The organism is Immundisolibacter sp., assembly GCF_041601295.1.
GTDB lineage: Bacteria > Pseudomonadota > Gammaproteobacteria > Immundisolibacterales > Immundisolibacteraceae > Immundisolibacter.
The window spans coordinates 1-16382 of the sequence record NZ_JBFIII010000071.1 but is presented as its reverse complement, the minus strand read 5'-3'; the positions used below and the strand labels follow the sequence as shown (position 1 = coordinate 16382).

Sequence of the window (16382 nt, the reverse complement as noted above, 5' to 3'; positions counted from 1 at the left end):
GGGTCGACGGTCTGGAGCACCTGGATGCCGCTCTGGCCGCTGGCAAGGGCGTGCTGCTGGCGACAGCGCATATCGGCGGCTGGACGCTGCTGCCGCGATATCTGAACGAACGTGGTTGCGTTACCGGATCCCTGCTGCGCCTGCCGAGTAACCCGGTTGCACACGCCGCGCAAGCCGCGGCGGTCTCTCGCATGGGTCTGACCTTCTACAACACGCCGCTGAGCCGTGACAATGCGCATGCCTGCCTGAAACTGCTGCGCAGTAATGGCATTCTGTTTATCGTTGCGGACCGCCGTTCGAACGACGTTAAAGTCGATTTCCTGGGTCAGCCGGCCTGGTGCGCCACCGGTACCGCATCATTGCACCTGCGTACCGGTGCAGCCATTGTGCCGGCATACGCCGTGCGCGCCGGCACTGGCCACCGGCTGGTGTTCGAGCCAGCCCTGGAACCGCTGGCGAGCGGTGATCGCAAGGCCGACGAACTGGCTATTACGGCGCAGTTGCACCGGATATTCGGTGGCTGGATTCGCCAGCACCCAGAGCAATGGATGTGGAACCATAATCGATGGCGGCCACGTCGCCACGAGATGAGAGGTTAAGACGATATGAACATTGCCCATGAACTGCTGATCGCCGCCGATGCCTGGCCGGCCAGTAGCGCGATTTATTTCAACGATGAGGTTGTGAGTTTCGGGCTGCTGGCACAGCGCGCCGGTCGCTGGCAGTCCGGCTTGGCGGAGCTCGGCGTGAAGGCCGGCGACCGGGTTGCCATGCTGCTGCCCAATGGCCCCGAGTTTGCGTACGGCTACTACGCTACCGTGGCGCTGGGGGCGGTGTTCGTGCCGCTCGATCCGGTGCTCAAGGCCGACGAATTGGCCGAGATTCTGGACGACTTGCAGCCGGTACTGCTGGTGGCAGCCGGCAACCTGGAAGGGCCGGCGCGAGAAGCCCTGAACGTCAAGCAGCAGCAGTTGCGAGTGGTTACAACGGGCGATGTTGAACAGACCGGCCGCGATAGTCCGCTGGCTCCCGAGCCAATCGACGGGCGCGTCGTCACCGCCGTGGTGCTCTATACCTCGGGCACCGTGGGTGGCCCCAAAGGCGTGGCTCTGAGCCACGATGCCCTGACGTATTCCGAAATTGCCATGGTCGAGACCTATGCGGTTGGACCATCGGATGTGTACGGGCTGGCGGTGCCGATGTCGCACATTTCCGGCCCGATGCTGCTGGGCGTCTGCATGCACAGCGGCATGGCGCTGCTGCTGTTTGAGCGTTTCTCGCCGCAGCGCTTCCTGGACGATGCCGACCGGCATCGCATGACAATTGCCCATATGGTGCCGCCGATGGCCAATGCGCTGTTGCATAACCGCGGCGAGCACAAACTGGGAACGCTCAAATACCTGTGTACCTTCGGCATGACCGCCTCGCCGGAAATGCTGCACCAGTTCCATGCGCGCTTTCCGCATGTCGGCCTGTCATCCGGTTATGGCCTGACCGAAACCGGGCCGCTGGTGGTGCTCGGTCCGGCGGTGTTCCCCGCGGACAAATTCGGCGCCGTTGGCCAACGTCTGCCCTATGCACAGGTGCGCATCGTCGACGACGACGGTCAGGAGGTGCCGGCCGGCGGCAGCGGCGAGGTGTGGTTGTCCGGGCCGAGCCTGATGCAGGGTTACTGGCGGCGCCCGGCGTTGACCGCCGAGATGATGGCGGATGGCTGGTTTCGCACCGGGGACATCGGCATGTTCGACGCCGATGGCTACTTGTGGATACAGGGTCGCAAGAAGGACGTCATCAACGTGGCCGGCCTCAAGGTGTATGCGCCCGAGGTCGAGGATGCGATTTACAAGCATCCGCAGGTGGCCGAGGTAGCGGTAATTGGCATCACCGGCGGCCTGAAGGGCGAGGCGGTGAAGGCCGTGGTGGTGCCCAAGCTCGGCGCCACGCTGACCGCCAACGACATTGTGTCCCATTGTCGCGGTCTGCTCGCCGACTACAAGGTGCCTCGCCAGGTGGATATCCGTGAGGAGCCCCTGCCCCGTTCGCGTACCGGCAAGATCAACAAGGAAGCGCTTAAAACGGCCTAGGTCGGGGCGTTGTCGGCCGGTAATCGCATCAGCACATGCGCGATGCCGGCTTCGGGAAATTCCTCGCCCTCGGCGATAAACCCGCTGGCTTCATAAAAGCCGCGTGCATGCGTTTGCGCGTGCAGGTACAGATCGCCCATGCCCAGTTTGCGTGCTAGCCGAACCGCTGCCACCAGCAGCTCGCGGCCTATTCCTCGTCGGCGTGCGCGGCGCAGCACCGCCAGCCGGCCGATGTGAGCATCCACGAGCAGCCGCACGCAGCCGATCGGCAGGCCCGCACCATCGCACGCCAGCAAATGCCAAGCTCCGGCATCCCGGCCATCAAGCTCCAGCGTCTCGGCGACGCCCTGTTCTTCGACGAATACTGCGCGGCGAACGGCCAGCAATTCTGCCGAGTGTTCCGGCCAGCGGACCTGGCTAACGGTGTAGGGCGGCATTGGCGTATCGGGCTGGGTTGTTAAACTGGCCGCCATTCAAGCACGAAGCGAACAGCATCTCCCATGGTTCTCAAACTCAGCGTCACCGACCAGTCCCCCATACATGAGGGCGGACGACCGTCGCGTGGCCCGCACGACAGCTTGCGCCTGGCGCAGGCCTGCGAGCGCTTCGGCTACCACCGTTACTGGCTGGCCGAGCACCACAATACGCCTGGCTACGCCGGTCCGTGCCCGGAAATCCTGATCGGCCACATCGCCGCCCATACGCGGCGCATTCGGGTCGGCAGCGGCGGCATCATGCTGCCGCACTACCCACCGTACAAGGTCGCCGAGACCTTCCGCATGCTGGAAGTGCTCTATCCGGGTCGCATCGACCTGGGACTTGGGCGTGCGCCGGGTGGCGACGGTCAGGCCACGGCGGCCCTGGCCTACCCGCGCCAGCCGATCAACTCAGATCTTTACCCGCGTCAGGTGTTCGACCTGATGGGCTACCTGAACAACGACCTGCCGGCGCAGCATCCGTTTCACGGCATTCGGCTGGTACCAGACGACGGCGGCGTGCCGCAGTTCTGGATGCTCGGCTCCAGCGGCGGCAGCGCCGAGGTGGCTGGCCAGCTCGGCAGCGGTTTTGTGCTGGCGCTGTTCATTGGTACCCACGCCCGCTCGCCGGCCATCATTGAGGCTTATCGGCAGGCCTTCCAGCCTTCGAAAAGTCTTCAGCGATCCCGCCACATGATCGCCGTCGCAGCGGTTTGCGCACCGACACGGGACGAAGCCCTGCGCATCGCCAGCACGCGCAGTATGTGGATCCATCAGGCATTGGCGCGTGGCCGGATCATCGACCTGCCAACTCCTGACGAAGCCGAGCGCCTGCAGGCGGCGATGGGGCCGGCCGAACGGGCGCAGTATCAACAGGTGCTCGAGCACTCGGTGATCGGTACCCCCGACGAATGCCGACAGCAGATCGAGGCGCTGGCCGCCGAGTACGACACCGACGAGGTCAGCATCGTCACCGTCACTTATAGCTATGCCGACCGTGAACGTTCCTACGAACTTCTGGCGCAGTCCTTTGGTCTGAATGACTGACCCGGCCCTGCAACGCAGTTGCTGCAGGCGATGCCAGGGTTCGCGCGGTTTCTTGATTCGGGACCGCGTACAGGCCAGCGAAGCGGCGTCTGGTCGGCAGCCGGGTCCGTCCGGTGGGTGAACCGCTACAAGTGGGGGTACGGGTGCGTGGGTTACCCTCGACTGTCACAGGACGGCCCGCAGACACGGCAGATACGTCCAGAACCAGCCTTATGACGGGCCTGTTACGGCCAGGAGAAAACCGTATTGCGCTTGCCTGAGTCAGGCCCTGTGCAACGCTTATGGACCGAGCTCGCCAGCAGCCCGCGGGCGGCCCTGCTGCTCGACTACGACGGCACGCTGGCGCCGTTTCATATCGACCCCGCAAAAGCTCGCCCTTACCCCGGGGTTGAAGCGCTGTTGAACCGCATCGGACGCCTGCCCAATGATCGGCTGATTATCGTATCCGGGCGCTCGCTCCGGGATTTGCGACCCCTGCTGAAGCTCGATTTCGAACCCGAGATGTGGGGTGGACATGGTCGCGAGCGGCGTATGCCCGATGGGCATCAAAGCAGCACACCGCTGAGCGAGGGGGCGGTGCAGGCGCTGGCCGAAGTCGATGCCTGGGAAGGCCAGGCGCGCTTGTTAGGTGGGCGGGTGGAGCGCAAGCCAGGATCTTTGGCGTTTCACTGGCGGGGCTTGGCGCCGGCGCACCAGCAGGCATTGCTGCAGGATTTCGAGGCGCGTTTCACCGGCCTGGCGCTGGCTAGTGAGCTTTTTTGGCACGAGTTCGACGGCGGCATCGAGCTGCGCGCCCGCGGCTGCGACAAGGGACAGGTTGTGTCCCAGGTGTTGGCCGAGCTCGATTCGCAAGGGGGCGGCTGCATGGCTTATCTGGGCGATGACCACACCGACGAGGATGCCTTCATCGCCCTCGAAGGCCGCGGACTGCGCGCGCTGGTGAGACCGAAATGGCGTACCACGGCAGCGGATGTCTGGCTGCGTCCCCCGGAGGGGCTGCGCGCGTTTCTCCTGCGTTGGGTTGAGCTCAGGGAGCAACACAAATGATCTGGTCCGATTTCATCCAGGCGCGGTGGCTGGACACCGTGCTGCTCGGAAATTCCGTCACGACCTGGCTGGCGGCATTGGCGCTGGCTCTTGTGGCCGGCCTACTGTTGCCGCTGGTGCAGCGGCTGCTGACGCGGCGCCTGAGCCGCTTGGCCGAGCGCGACGACGCACGCGTCAGTCGCTACGTCGGGGCAATCGCCGAGGGCACCCGGCGCGGCGTGCTGCTGTTGCTGGCCTTGTTCATCGGTGCCCGGCTGCTGGTGCTGCCAGCCAAGATTGATACCGTCCTCGAACGGTTGGTGGCGGTGGCACTGCTGCTGCAGGTGGCCTGGTGGGCGCAGCGCGCCTTTGACGTGTGGTTCAGCGGCTACCTGGATCGCAAGCGTGCCGACGATGTAGCTGCGGCGGCCACGGTGACTTTGCTTGGCTTCATGGGGCGCGTCGCCTTGTGGTCGGTCGCGCTGCTGATGATTCTGGATAATCTTGGCTTCGACATCACTACCCTGGTGGCGAGTCTGGGCATCGGTGGCATTGCCGTTGCGCTGGCGTTGCAAAATATCCTGGGCGATCTGTTCGCGTCGCTATCGATTGCCCTGGATAAGCCGTTCGTAATCGGCGATTTCATCATTGTCGACGACATACCCGGCACGGTGCAGCATATTGGTCTGAAAACGACCCGCGTGCGCAGCCTGTCTGGCGAGCAGGTGGTATTCGCCAACTCCGATCTGCTCAAGAGCCGGATTCGCAACTACAAACGCATGTACGAGCGGCGCGTGCTGTTCGGCTTTGGGGTGCTGTATCAAACTTCGCCCGAGGAACTGGAGGCCATCGCGGCGATGGTGCGCGAGATCGTCGAGGCGCAATCGGGCGCGCGGTTTGATCGTGCTCACTTCAAGGGTTTTGGCGACTCATCGCTGGACTTTGAGGTGGTCTACTACGTACTGGACCCTGATTACGGGCGCTATATGGATATCCAGCAGGCGATCAACCTTGAACTGTTACGGCGGTTCGCCGCCCTGGGGGTCGGCTTTGCCTTCCCGACCCGTACCTTGCATATCGAAACGCTGCCCCCCCCGACGGTAGCGCCGAACCATGCTTGAGCCGCCGCCGCCGCGCCGCCTGGTGGTGGTGTCGAACCGGTTGCCGCTGGTCCTCACACGTGACGCCGATGGCCGTCTGGTCGGCCGGCCGAGCGGCGGCGGGCTGGTCACGGCGCTGCTGCCGGTCCTGCGCGATCGCGGTGGTGTCTGGATCGGCTGGCCTGGGATCGTCGATCACGATGACGAGGTAAAGGCGGCGCTGGTGGGGGCCGCGGAAACGGCCGGTTATCGGCTGGCGCCGGTGGCGCTCAGCGCTCAGGACGAGGCGGGTTTCTACTTCGGTTTTTCAAACGAGGTGCTGTGGCCACTGTTCCATGACTTGCAGTCGCTATGTAACTTCGACCCCGCCTACTGGCGCAGCTACTGCGACGCCAACCACAAGTACGCGCAGGTCGTTGTGGCCGAGACGGCGGCGGACGATTTCATCTGGGTGCACGATTACCATCTGTTACCACTGGCATCCGAGCTGCGCCGCGCGGGGGTGACCGCTCCGGTCGCTTTTTTCCTGCATACGCCGTTTCCGCCGCTGGACATTTACCTCAAGCTGCCTTGGCGTTTCGCGCTGCTGCGGGCGCTGCTTGATTACGACCTGATCGGCTTCCAGACCCTGCGCGACCAGCGCAATTTCACGCAGTGTCTGCGCGCGCTGCTGCGCGAAGTGCGTCTGACGAACCGCGCCGGCATGGCGCATCTGCCGGACGGTCGCGATGTGCGCATCGGCGCGTTTCCGATTGGCATCGACGCGAACGCTTTCCAGCGCCAGGCAAGCTCGCCCACGGTGCAGGCGGCGGTCGACGCCATGCATGCCGAACTACCTAACCGGGAGCTGATCCTGGGCGTCGATCGGCTCGACTACACCAAGGGTATTCCGTTACGCCTGGAGGCTTTTCGGACCACCTTGCGTCGGCATCCGGAGCTGCAAAAACGCATCACGCTGATTCAGGTGGTGGTGCCCAGCCGGGACGATATCCCCGAATACCGCGACCTGAAGACGCGTATCGAGCAGCTGGTCGGCGAGATCAACGGCGAGTTCACTCGCCCCGGGGGGCGCTGGGTGCCCATTCACTACATATACCGGGCACTCGACCGACTGGACCTGATCGCGTATTACCGGGCGGCGCGGATTGCCCTGGTCACGCCGCTGAAGGACGGCATGAATCTGGTCGCCAAGGAATTCTGTGCCTGCTCAGTGGACGAGGACGGCGTGTTGATCCTGTCCGAGTTCGCCGGTGCCGCGGCACAGTTGCAGCACGGTGCGCTGCTGGTGAATCCCTACGATCTGGAGGGCACGGCGGATGCCATCTACCGAGCTTGCAACATGCCGCAGTCGGAGCGGCAGGCGCGCATGCGCGTGTTGCGTCGCGCGGTGAGCCGCCAGGACGTGTTCCGCTGGGTAAACAGCTTTCTGGAGGCAGCGATTGCCAGTGACCTGGACGCGTTTCCTCTGCCCGACGACTATCTTCCAAGCGCCGAGGCAGAAACGGCATACTGGCAGACGGAATTCGCCGAATAGCGTGGTTGTCGGCCCGGCTCGGCCTACGGTAGAAACGTGAGGTTGATCTGCGGCTCGTTGTTCTGGATCAGCAGCACGGTCTTGTGCAGGATGGCGAAACCTTCGTCGCGTTCGACCAGGCGGTGCCGGTAGGTGCCCGAGAAGGTTTCGGAGTGGCCGCGGCGCAGTGCCACCAGGATGAATTTGCTGCTCGCCAGCAGGCCCTCGGCCTCGCGACTGACGACCAGGTTGCCGAGCACGCGCGTGGCGCGCGTGGGTGGATCCTGCGCCCAGAACATGCCGCTACCGGCGCGTACTAGCCGTTCCTTCAGGCGGCGCACGTCGTCATAGATCAGGGACACGTGCGTTTTCGGGTCGCTGTCGTCGCGGTTGGCGGGCACCCAGTAGATACCCTCAGGGGCGAACAGCTCGATCCAGTCGGCGTAGCGCAGATCGTCAAGAAGCCCGGCCTCGTGGACGAGAAACGCCTCAACGCGGGCGCGCAGGACAGGGTCGGTGACGGTTGCAGGCTGCATGCTCATCTCTCAGGCCAGCATCAGGCGGCGATAATGCCGCCACAGCGCACGGTGGGCGGACTCGTCGGTCAACTGCGATGCCGGACCTTCCGGGGTAGGCAACTCGCGTTCCAGACCGCGGTCGTACATCAACCATTCCAGTGCCTCGCACTGCAGGCCGTCCCACTGGCGCGTGAACATCTCCATGTCGTCAGGCTGGCCGAAACTGGCCGGGCCATAGAAGTCCTCGTGCGAGCGCAGGCGTGCTTCGTTGATCTGCTCCGGGGCGCCCTCCAGCAGGGTGGGCACGCAATACACCTCTGTGACACCGACCGACACCGGCTGAATGGTGCGGATCTGTACGCCGATCAGGAACAGGTTCGGGTACACCAGCAGGTTGTAGCCATCGCCACCGTTGCGGCGCAGCACTTCTGCCGCGCGCGCCTCACCCAAGTGCTCGCGCAGCAGCTGCCGGTAGTCCTGCAAATGCGCCGGCAGTTCGCTTTCCTTGACGCCCAGGATCTCGGCCCGGTTGACCATGCGAAAGTCCAGCAGCCCATGGTCGCCGTTGAGCGCCGTCGAACGGGTGGGCGAGGTGCCGTCGACCATTCCGCTGATGTCGCGTCCCAGCCGGGCCCGCAGCACAGGGCCGAGGAACGAGCCATGGGCAGCCATGGCGTGGTAGCCATCAACTGAGTTCTCGACCTGCGATTTCCAATTGCCGGTAAAGCGGAACTTGTGAACGCCGCTTTGTATGCGCAGTCGCCCGGTGGGGGACAGTTCGACAAAATCCGTCAGGAACTGCGCCGCCGCGCCCAGGTGCTCGGTCAGTGGGAGCACGTCCGGATTGGCGCTGGCAAAAATAAAGCCGGCATGGATTGCCACCCGCGGCGCCGGGTGCAGGCCGTAATCATCGCGCGAGAACGCGGCCGGGTGTCCTTCCATGTAGGGCACCGCGGCCAGCTGGCCGTCCAGGCCATAGGTCCAGCCGTGGTAGGCACACATGAAATGCTTTGCGTGGCCACGCTCTTCCTGGCATACGGTGACACCGCGGTGCCGGCACGCATTGAAGTGCACGCGCACCGAGCCGGAATGATCGCGCACCACGATAACCGGCTGCAGGCCGATGCGCGACAGGCGAAAATCGCCGCAGTTTTCGATCTCCGCCTCGTGCGCCACATACACCCAGGTGCGGTTGAAGATCTTCTCGATTTCCAGCTCGAAGACGGACGGATCGGTAAACAGCCGGCGATGCACGCGATCCTCACGCACAAAGGCATCAATCAGGCGCGGTTCAAAAGGGGCGTTATCCATGCTCGAAGACCCAGGCGAAAGCTAACGATCGTCTATTTAACCCGGTACGGGAACTGACGCAAGCCGGCGCCGTTTCAAGCGGTGCCGTCGCGGCCGCCCGTGAGGTAACTTTGGGGGCGCACGGACACTCCGGCGCGGGGTTACTATCAGGCGTCACGCCCCCGGCGCAGCGTGCCCAGGCAGGACACTCGCCGGATCGGTCGACCTATCCGCAGTGCGGCTGCCACCGGCCGCTGCAATCGCGGGCCACACTCAGGAGGAGCCAGAGAATGTCGGAGCAGAACAAACAGTTCGTGCGGAAGTTTTTTGCGGCCATGGATGCCAAGCAGTTCGATGAAATGGAAGCCATGCTGCACCCGGAACACCTGTTTCACCTGCCGATGGCGCGCGAGCCGCTGAACGTTAAGACTCACATGGAAGTGAACAAGCACATTCAAAAGTCGCTGCCCATCGTCAAGCGCGTGTTCGAGGATCAGATTGCCGAGGGAGACAAGGTGGTCAGCCGCGGCCGGCTGAGCTTTCAGCACATCGGCGAATTCAACGGCGCGGCCCCTACCAACAAGGTCATCGAGGTCAGCTTCATCCATATCATGCGCATCAAGGACGGCATGAACGCGGAGGAGTGGGATGAGGTCAACTTCCTGCCGTTGATGAAGGCGCTGGGCGCCGTGCCGCAAGATGCGGGCATCAACTGGCACTAGTCGTTTGACGAGACGGCCGAACGTTATCTCAGGCAGCTGCGGTACGTGGATGTGCCGCCAACCCGGCGCCGGAAGGGCGCTGAGTTGAAGAAAAGCGAATTCAGGAGGAGCAGGACAACTCCACCGCGACATCGGTTGCTGGCGGCGGCGCAGCATAGTCCTCGGCGCCCGGCTGCGGCGTGAACGGTGCAGCCAGCAAGCGGCGCAGGCGCTCGATTTCGCTGTAATCGCGCTGGTCGGCCGCTTGACGAATGGCGCGCTCGGCCAGATGCGTACGCAGCACGTAAAGGGGATTGGCGGCGTCCATCCGCGTTTGACGCTGGGCGTCGTCCTCGCCTTGCGATGCAAGCCGCAGGGCGTACTCGTCCAGCCACGCGTCGATGGCCTGCGGTGTCTGCGACAGCGCCTGTAGCGGTGCCCGTGTCGCCGGGTCGTGCGCCCGAAAACCGCCAAGACCGCGCAACAGGCACGAGTAATCCGCCCGGCCGTCCTGCATCGCGTGCAGCAGGCGGTCGACCAGATCGGCATCCGCTACGTCAGTGTCCCGCAGCCCGAGCTTGCGCCGCATGAGGTCGCCATACGCCGCAAGGAACAGCGGCTCGAAGTTTGCCAGCGACGTCTCGCGTTGTTCCTGGGACAGCAGCGAGGACAGCGCCTCGGCCAGGGCGTGCAGATTCCACAGCCCGACCCGCGCCTGCATGGCGTAGGCGTAACGGCCACCCCGATCGGTGTGGTTGAACACCCGCGCCGCCTCGAAATGGTCCAGAAACCCGTACGGTCCGTAGTCCAGCGTGAGCCCGAGGATCGACATATTGTCGGTGTTCATCACGCCGTGGACGAAGCCCTGCGCCTGCCAGGCGGCGATCATCCTGGCCGTGCGTTCCACCGCCATGTCCAGCAGTCGCAGGTGTCGATCGGGTAACTCGACCCAGTCTGGGAACTGCGTCTCAATGACGAAGTCGGCCAGTTGGGCCACGCGCTCGGTTTGTCCGCGGTAGTGAAAGAACTCGAACGAGCCAAATCGCACATGGTTTGGTGCAATGCGCGTCAGCACGGCGGCGGTCTCGATCTGTTCCCGGTAGATCCGCTGATCGCTGCCAACGATCGCCAGCGCTCGGGTGGTGGCGATGCCGAGGCCGTGCATGGCCTCGCCTGCCAGATACTCGCGGATGGTCGAGCGCAGTACCGCGCGGCCGTCGGCGTTGCGCGAAAACGGCGTGGGCCCGGCGCCTTTGAGTTGGATTTCGTAGCGTTCGCCGTCGGCGGCAAGCACCTCGCCCAGCAGGATCGCGCGGCCGTCGCCCAACTGCGGCACGAACACACCGAACTGATGACCGGCATACACCGCTGCCAGCGGCTCGGCACCCGGCAGCAGCCGGTTGCCGGCCAGGTACTCGGCGAACCGTGGCCGGTGTGCCTCGGCAGGGTCGACACCCAGCACCGCCGCTACATCGGGATTGAGGGCAATCAGATAAGGTTCGGGCAACGCCGTTGGCGCTTGGCGAGCAAAAAACGCCGATGGCAGACGGGCGAAGCGGTTATCGAAAACAAGGTCACCGATTTGAAGCATGAGTTCCAGTTTCGTCGAAAACAGCCACAGTTGAGAACGCGTTCCGCTCACACGGCTGGATAAAAAAGCCGGCGCTAGGCCGGCTTTTGAGAGGCCGCCGCCCGGCGGCGTCAGGGGCCCTTGCCAAACTGGGTTTTCTGGCCTATCCGTTTACCATTGGCAGCGTCAATCAACAGGCGTGGACTGATGTCTTTAACCTGTAGCTGCAAATTGGAATCCCACTGACCGCAGTCCATGTAATTGCCATGCGCATAGCGGACATCCCAGGCGCCGAAATTGTAGAGCTGATAGAGCGCCGGTCCGCCCTCGCCCGGCTTGGGTGGTTCCGGCCCGTAAGTAGAATAAATGATGCGCCAGAACTCGCCTGACCGCGTGTATGCCTCGGTCCAAAGCGCCGCTGGCAGTTCGGCGTCCATATAGGTGATCTTCTTGCCGTAAGGGTGGCCATCAGGCGTTGTTACCTCGATGACGTAAACTTGCCGCGGCTCCCACGCATTGTTTATGAAATTCCAGTACGGCGGATTCTTATAATCCAGCACCTCATCGAGGTCATGGGTCTTAATGGGTTGGCTATGTACCGGCCACAGCACCCAGCGTTTTTCCTTGAGTTCAATGCGCGGGTACCAGATAGGATGGCCGGTGAAGGAATAGGTATCATCGTTGAGAATATCGGTCCCCGCGAGCGTGTCCATCCATGACCCACCAGATAGACGCCGAACCCGCCTTACGCTTTTGACGTAGGCGTACAAATCGTCCACCCGTCCATCGTCATAAACAACACGGTAGATGCCCAGACCCGCGATATCGTAGGGGCTATCGAATACGATTACCTGCAGCTTACGCACATTCGGGTCGTCGCCCACCTGTGTGGGTCCGCCGCTGGTCCTGCCCATGGTGCGGAACACGGTGGCTGATGCGCCCTGGATACGCTCTATGCCTTTGGCGGGGTCGATTTGCAAGGTGGCATAAGGGCCATAACAACCGGTGTAATCCCCATCGGCTACACCCGCGTAGAACCAGTTATAGATGAGCATGTCGCCCGCCTGTTCTGGCGGAGCGGCCTCGATCGCTTTATAGTCCGGGAAGGGAATTCCGGCAACGTAACCGGAGACCTTGCGTGTCTGTGGGTCGTACTTCACTTGGCCCGAATACCGTGCCGTGGCGTCCATAATGGCATTGCCATAAGTCATCGGCTCAGAGTGCTTGAGTGTGATCTTAAGTCCGTACTCGCGCACCATCATCTGAATCTTGTCGGACACCATGCTTTCGATGGTCTTACCCTCGAAAGTCTGGGATTTCATTTGCTCCCAATTGCCTGCGCTGATCTCTGCACCTTCTTGAAGATCGTTCGCACGCACTGACAGAGACGCCATTGCAAACGAATACAGCGCCACATAACCCAGCACAGCGAACCAACGTCTAGTTGCGGTCAATTCCATTATCCTTCTCCTCATGTGCATTTGCCTTGGACAACGTGGACCATTCTCAGAACTGATAGGTCACGCGCAGGTTGAACTGGCTATTGTTAGCAAATGTTCCGAGCAAGTGGGTATTGTCCTCTGCTGAAGGTGAGAACGTGTCCTCATTGAACAACGCGCCCCCAAACCGTTTCACATTTTTCTGATGATGAACGAAGAACAGGTCCATGTCGGTATGAATGCGCCAATGGTCGCCATAAACAAGATCGAGCGCCGGAATCAGTGCGACATCGCCGTTTCCGGCATCGATGACGCCAGCAATGCTCGGATTGATGGTGTTATGGCTGTAGTTGAGCTGAAAAAGCCCGGTCAAATAAGTAGTGTGTTCACGTCGCGGCGCGCCATATCCCAGCACCTCAACGATGTCGTCGCTTTGCTTGAAGTTGGTCAGCCAGGTGTCGAAAATCTGCACCGAGACAAGCGGAAACTGGCTGGTGCCGAGTTTTTCGCTCAGACCCTTTATCTGCTTGTCTATGCCGATCATCGATACCAGGGTGTTCTTCTCTTTGATACCGGCTAGCCCGGGAACCCATAAGGTGGCGCCCGGACCGACTGGCAACCCAAAATCCGTGCCTACGTTGTAGGGTTTGTCCGGAGTAAAGGCCACTTCCAGCCGAATTACCGAGTCGATGGGTTCGACATAACCGCTGGCGGTGGCGCCGAAAGTTTCAACCTTGGGAAAGATCAACTCGCCCAACTGAAACGGATTGCCATTGGGTACCGGTGTTGAACCCCAGGCCCCGAAAAAGGAATTGGCCACCGGGTCGACATTAAGGCCGCGCCAGTAATTCAGCGAATAGCCCCAACCCCATGCGTCACTTGACCAGCGAAAGCCGTAGTTCGGATCGTCCGTGTCTGCGCGGCGGTGGTCGTCGTTGTAAGGAAGCACAGGAATGAAATCGATGCCCTTGGTCGGCTGGCCGGCCCAACGGCCGCCTCTGACGTCGATCGAATTACCGAGCTCCTTGGCCTTGTCCCAGCCCGGCCGGTAGATCAGCTGCAGGCTACCGTTCAATTCCGGGATCTCGATCTCCACATTGGCAAGAATCAGCGGCTTGCGCAGTTCCTCGTTCTCGGTTTCCAGGAACGAGCGCCAGCGCAAGTCGTAGCCATGGATGATGTCCATTGCCCGAAAGAAGTCTGTTTCCCCCCACACGACCTGCTGCTTACCCAGCGTTGCGCGGACCCGGCTGCCGACCTCGAAAGTGGTGAACCACTCGCGCATCTGGTCGCCTTCGATATCGTCCATCCAGTTATTGCCCGACCCGAGAGTGTCATTGATGTCATCTAGGTAACCGGTCTCGTGCTCGCGGTCGACGCGATAGCGGCCGATGAATTGCGCCCAGTTGAGGTCAGCCTTGGCTTCCAGACGAAACGTGCTGCGCAGCATGGAAATCTCGCCTTTGCCGTCCAGGCGCCGCACGCCGCTGGCGTCGGCTTCAGGATGGTCTTCCAGGTTCACCGCGATGTGTTCACGCAGATAGCCCGTCAGCAGCAGCGTCTGTCCGCCGCCGGTGCTGTAATTGAATCCCGCGTGAGCGGTACCCAGGACAAGCACCGCCGGCAACACGGCAAACCACTTCATTTCTTTTATGACCACTGGCAGTTCTCCCCTAGCTAAGCAGGTATTTCTATATACGCGGACCGCTGGCTTACGCAGACTCCTCGCACCCCAAGACGCAAGTCTGCCTCAAACCGGGTATCCCAAAAAGCGGATAGAGGGTGCGCCGCTTTGGCGGGTCGCACTGTCGGCGCCAGGACACCAGGTTTGCTAGCGGGCGGCGTTTACCGTGATGCCATCACCCGGGTCGACCATCACGAAGCGACTGGGGCCAGCACCGGTGGGGATGTTGGAGTAGGCGGTCCACAGGTTTCCGTTGCTGCGGTCGAACGTGATCATGCGCAAATAGCCCATGGCACTGGGCATCGGGAACACCTCGAAGCTGCGATCCTCGGGCTTGAACTTGTAGATGACGTCGGCATTGCTGGTACCCAGCCACACCACGCGCCGCCACGGATCCCACACTGCGCTGTAAGAGGCGTTGTTCGGATCGGGCATCATCACCCGGCCAAGCTCCTTGTCGGTCTTGCTGTCGTAAATCAGAATTTCGCCGGTGCCGAACATCGGCACGTAGAGCACATCCTGGTCGTCGATCGCCATGCGCCGTGGGCCGGCGCCCTGCGGCATGGGCAGGTACACGTCAATCTTGCCGGTTTCGGTGTTGACCGCGCCGATGCCACCGGACAGCTGCGAGAACCAGGCCCGTTTGCCGTCGCGTGTGATCACCGTGCTGTACAAGCCACTGTGCATGGCCGATTCGCCGTCATCCTTGGGCGTGTCGACGGTAAAAATCTCGCCTGTTTCCGGATCCAGGCTCGCCATGCGGTTGCTACCGATCAGCGTGAACCAGTAACGGCCCTTGGGGTCGGGCATGGCCTGGAATTTATAGTTGGGTGCAATATCGTGGGCCATCTCGTATTTGCCGAACTTGTCGAACAACTTCCATTGCTCGGTTTTCGGGTCGAAGCGGCCAACCACACCCTGTTCCAGCATGGTCACCCAGAAGCTGCCGTCCGGCGCATCGATGATGGTGTGCGGACCGGTCGGACCCGGGTACGGGATGGGGTAGGGTTTTTGCTCGCCGCTGGCCGGGTCCACGCGCAGCAGGCGGTTATGTTGCAGGTCCGCGCCCCACAGGTAGGGCGAGTCGGGCGTGAGGCCGACTTCGCGTACGAAGGCATCCTGTGGCAACTGGATTTCGCGCATCACGGTTCGCGCGTTCACGCCCAGCGGCGCGCCATAGTCGTACTGCTTGAGTTGATCGAAGTTGGTCGGCAGATGTTTGGCCAGGAAGGCCGAAATCTGTTCTTCATCGTGGGCGTCGAACGATCCCTGGGTGGGGTCCAGAATGGTCTTGAAATCCATCTGGGCCGGGTCGTACTGGCTTTGGTCGGGACCGATCTGCACGAATTTGACGCGCATGTAGTCGATCATGGCCTTCCATGCGGCCTGCTTCTCGGCCTCGCTCTTGCCATCCAGCATCTGCGAGTAGTCACGCACCTTCTGTGACGGAAACTGGTGGCAACTGGTGCACTGCAAGATAGTGTTGGCGCGCGCAAGGTCGTCGGCGCCAGTGCGTGGCATCCAGGCCGAGGGCGGTGCCTCGGCAGCGAAATTGTCGGAGTTTTGCAGTGTGATTCTGGCGGCTGCCGCTGGCGCCACGGTTTGTGACGCGTAGCCGAGCTTGCGCACCGACAGGTGCTCGCCACCCGCCTGCGCAGGTAGCGTGTAACGACCATCGGCGTCGGTAAACACGGTATAGCTGGAGTTACCGAGCGCCAGTGTCGCCGGCCGCAGGGTCACCATGGCCTGCGCAACCGGCTTGCCGGCGGCATCAAGGATTTCACCTTCCAAAGCGAGGGCGGCGGCAGGCCACGCCAGCACCGCCGCGGCACTCATCACGCTGATATTCCGACCGCAGCCGGCGGCTTTCGCTGCCATTGTCTCCTCCTGATACCCGGGGCCAGACGCGGATTGTTGCGCGCATGGCAGGGAGT

14 protein-coding genes are annotated in these 16382 nt (G+C 62.3%); 7 read left to right on the top strand and 7 right to left on the bottom strand.

The features are described from left to right. Both ABZF37_RS10135 and ABZF37_RS10130 read left to right on the top strand, forming a co-directional pair. The coding region (locus tag ABZF37_RS10135; RefSeq protein WP_372719499.1) for a lysophospholipid acyltransferase family protein at nt 1-599 on the top strand (599 nt) is incomplete at its 5' end. A 6-nt stretch (nt 600-605) separates the two neighbouring features. After that, the gene (locus tag ABZF37_RS10130; RefSeq protein WP_372719497.1) at nt 606-2084 is read left to right on the top strand and encodes a class I adenylate-forming enzyme family protein; all 1479 of its coding nucleotides are present in this window, start codon (nt 606-608) and stop codon (nt 2082-2084) included. Here ABZF37_RS10130 and ABZF37_RS10125 read toward each other — a convergent pair. Further along, a complete protein-coding gene (locus ABZF37_RS10125) occupies nt 2081-2521 on the bottom strand; it encodes a GNAT family N-acetyltransferase (RefSeq protein ID WP_372719495.1) in 441 nt (146 codons plus the stop codon). The two genes, ABZF37_RS10130 and ABZF37_RS10125, sit on opposite strands and share 4 nt — an antisense overlap. A 63-nt stretch (nt 2522-2584) precedes the next feature. Here ABZF37_RS10125 and ABZF37_RS10120 point away from each other — a divergent pair, with 63 nt between their 5' ends. From ABZF37_RS10120 to ABZF37_RS10105, 4 genes are all read left to right on the top strand, one after another. Then, the gene (locus tag ABZF37_RS10120) at nt 2585-3607 is read left to right on the top strand and encodes an LLM class flavin-dependent oxidoreductase (protein WP_372719493.1); all 1023 of its coding nucleotides are present in this window, start codon (nt 2585-2587) and stop codon (nt 3605-3607) included. Between the two features lie 270 nt (nt 3608-3877). Continuing rightward, nucleotides 3878-4654: a trehalose-phosphatase gene (gene otsB, locus ABZF37_RS10115; RefSeq protein WP_372719491.1), complete on the top strand. Its 777-nt coding sequence runs from the start codon at nt 3878-3880 to the stop codon at nt 4652-4654. Continuing rightward, complete coding sequence (locus ABZF37_RS10110) at nt 4651-5754, top strand: mechanosensitive ion channel family protein (RefSeq protein ID WP_372719489.1); 1104 nt, start codon at nt 4651-4653, stop codon at nt 5752-5754. The genes otsB and ABZF37_RS10110 overlap by 4 nt, the downstream gene beginning before the upstream one ends. Next, on the top strand, nt 5747-7267 hold the full coding sequence (locus tag ABZF37_RS10105) for a trehalose-6-phosphate synthase (protein ID WP_372719487.1): 1521 nt from the start codon (nt 5747-5749) through the stop codon (nt 7265-7267). Before ABZF37_RS10110 ends, ABZF37_RS10105 begins: the two co-directional genes overlap by 8 nt. 23 nt (nt 7268-7290) lie before the next feature. Here ABZF37_RS10105 and ABZF37_RS10100 read toward each other — a convergent pair whose 3' ends face one another. Both ABZF37_RS10100 and ABZF37_RS10095 read right to left on the bottom strand, forming a co-directional pair. After that, nucleotides 7291-7782, bottom strand: coding sequence for an aromatic-ring-hydroxylating dioxygenase subunit beta (locus tag ABZF37_RS10100; RefSeq protein ID WP_372719485.1), 492 nt, complete (start codon nt 7780-7782; stop codon nt 7291-7293). A gap of 9 nt (nt 7783-7791) precedes the next feature. Further along, entirely contained in the window at nt 7792-9075 is a 1284-nt protein-coding gene (locus ABZF37_RS10095; protein ID WP_372719483.1) for an aromatic ring-hydroxylating dioxygenase subunit alpha, read from the bottom strand. Between the two features lie 269 nt (nt 9076-9344). Between ABZF37_RS10095 and ABZF37_RS10090 the strand changes: the two genes are divergently transcribed. Next, nucleotides 9345-9776 (top strand): ester cyclase, encoded by a 432-nt coding sequence (locus ABZF37_RS10090; RefSeq protein WP_372719481.1) that lies wholly within the window; start codon nt 9345-9347, stop codon nt 9774-9776. Between the two features lie 100 nt (nt 9777-9876). Here the strand turns inward: ABZF37_RS10090 and ABZF37_RS10085 are convergent, their stop codons facing one another. The 4 genes from ABZF37_RS10085 to ABZF37_RS10070 form a co-directional block, all read right to left on the bottom strand. Next, on the bottom strand, nt 9877-11346 hold the full coding sequence (locus ABZF37_RS10085) for a YdiU family protein (protein ID WP_372719480.1): 1470 nt from the start codon (nt 11344-11346) through the stop codon (nt 9877-9879). A gap of 110 nt (nt 11347-11456) precedes the next feature. Continuing rightward, complete coding sequence (locus tag ABZF37_RS10080; protein ID WP_372719477.1) at nt 11457-12785, bottom strand: DUF1329 domain-containing protein; 1329 nt, start codon at nt 12783-12785, stop codon at nt 11457-11459. A 46-nt stretch (nt 12786-12831) separates the two neighbouring features. Continuing rightward, nucleotides 12832-14382 (bottom strand): DUF1302 family protein, encoded by a 1551-nt coding sequence (locus tag ABZF37_RS10075; RefSeq protein WP_372719501.1) that lies wholly within the window; start codon nt 14380-14382, stop codon nt 12832-12834. Between the two features lie 213 nt (nt 14383-14595). After that, entirely contained in the window at nt 14596-16326 is a 1731-nt protein-coding gene (locus ABZF37_RS10070) for a carboxypeptidase regulatory-like domain-containing protein (protein ID WP_372719475.1), read from the bottom strand. Nucleotides 16327-16382 lie beyond the last annotated feature (56 nt).

What these genes read in the sequence shown, in the direction of transcription:
- ABZF37_RS10130 (WP_372719497.1), top strand. Translation starts at nt 606, where the DNA reads ATGAACATTGCCCATGAACTGCTGATCGCCGCCGATGCCTGGCCGGCC.
- ABZF37_RS10125 (WP_372719495.1), bottom strand. Translation starts at nt 2,521, where the DNA reads ATGCCGCCCTACACCGTTAGCCAGGTCCGCTGGCCGGAACACTCGGCA.
- ABZF37_RS10120 (WP_372719493.1), top strand. Translation starts at nt 2,585, where the DNA reads ATGGTTCTCAAACTCAGCGTCACCGACCAGTCCCCCATACATGAGGGC.
- ABZF37_RS10110 (WP_372719489.1), top strand. Translation starts at nt 4,651, where the DNA reads ATGATCTGGTCCGATTTCATCCAGGCGCGGTGGCTGGACACCGTGCTG.
- ABZF37_RS10105 (WP_372719487.1), top strand. Translation starts at nt 5,747, where the DNA reads ATGCTTGAGCCGCCGCCGCCGCGCCGCCTGGTGGTGGTGTCGAACCGG.
- ABZF37_RS10100 (WP_372719485.1), bottom strand. Translation starts at nt 7,782, where the DNA reads ATGCAGCCTGCAACCGTCACCGACCCTGTCCTGCGCGCCCGCGTTGAG.
- ABZF37_RS10095 (WP_372719483.1), bottom strand. Translation starts at nt 9,075, where the DNA reads ATGGATAACGCCCCTTTTGAACCGCGCCTGATTGATGCCTTTGTGCGT.
- ABZF37_RS10090 (WP_372719481.1), top strand. Translation starts at nt 9,345, where the DNA reads ATGTCGGAGCAGAACAAACAGTTCGTGCGGAAGTTTTTTGCGGCCATG.
- ABZF37_RS10085 (WP_372719480.1), bottom strand. Translation starts at nt 11,346, where the DNA reads ATGCTTCAAATCGGTGACCTTGTTTTCGATAACCGCTTCGCCCGTCTG.
- ABZF37_RS10080 (WP_372719477.1), bottom strand. Translation starts at nt 12,785, where the DNA reads ATGGAATTGACCGCAACTAGACGTTGGTTCGCTGTGCTGGGTTATGTG.
- ABZF37_RS10070 (WP_372719475.1), bottom strand. Translation starts at nt 16,326, where the DNA reads ATGGCAGCGAAAGCCGCCGGCTGCGGTCGGAATATCAGCGTGATGAGT.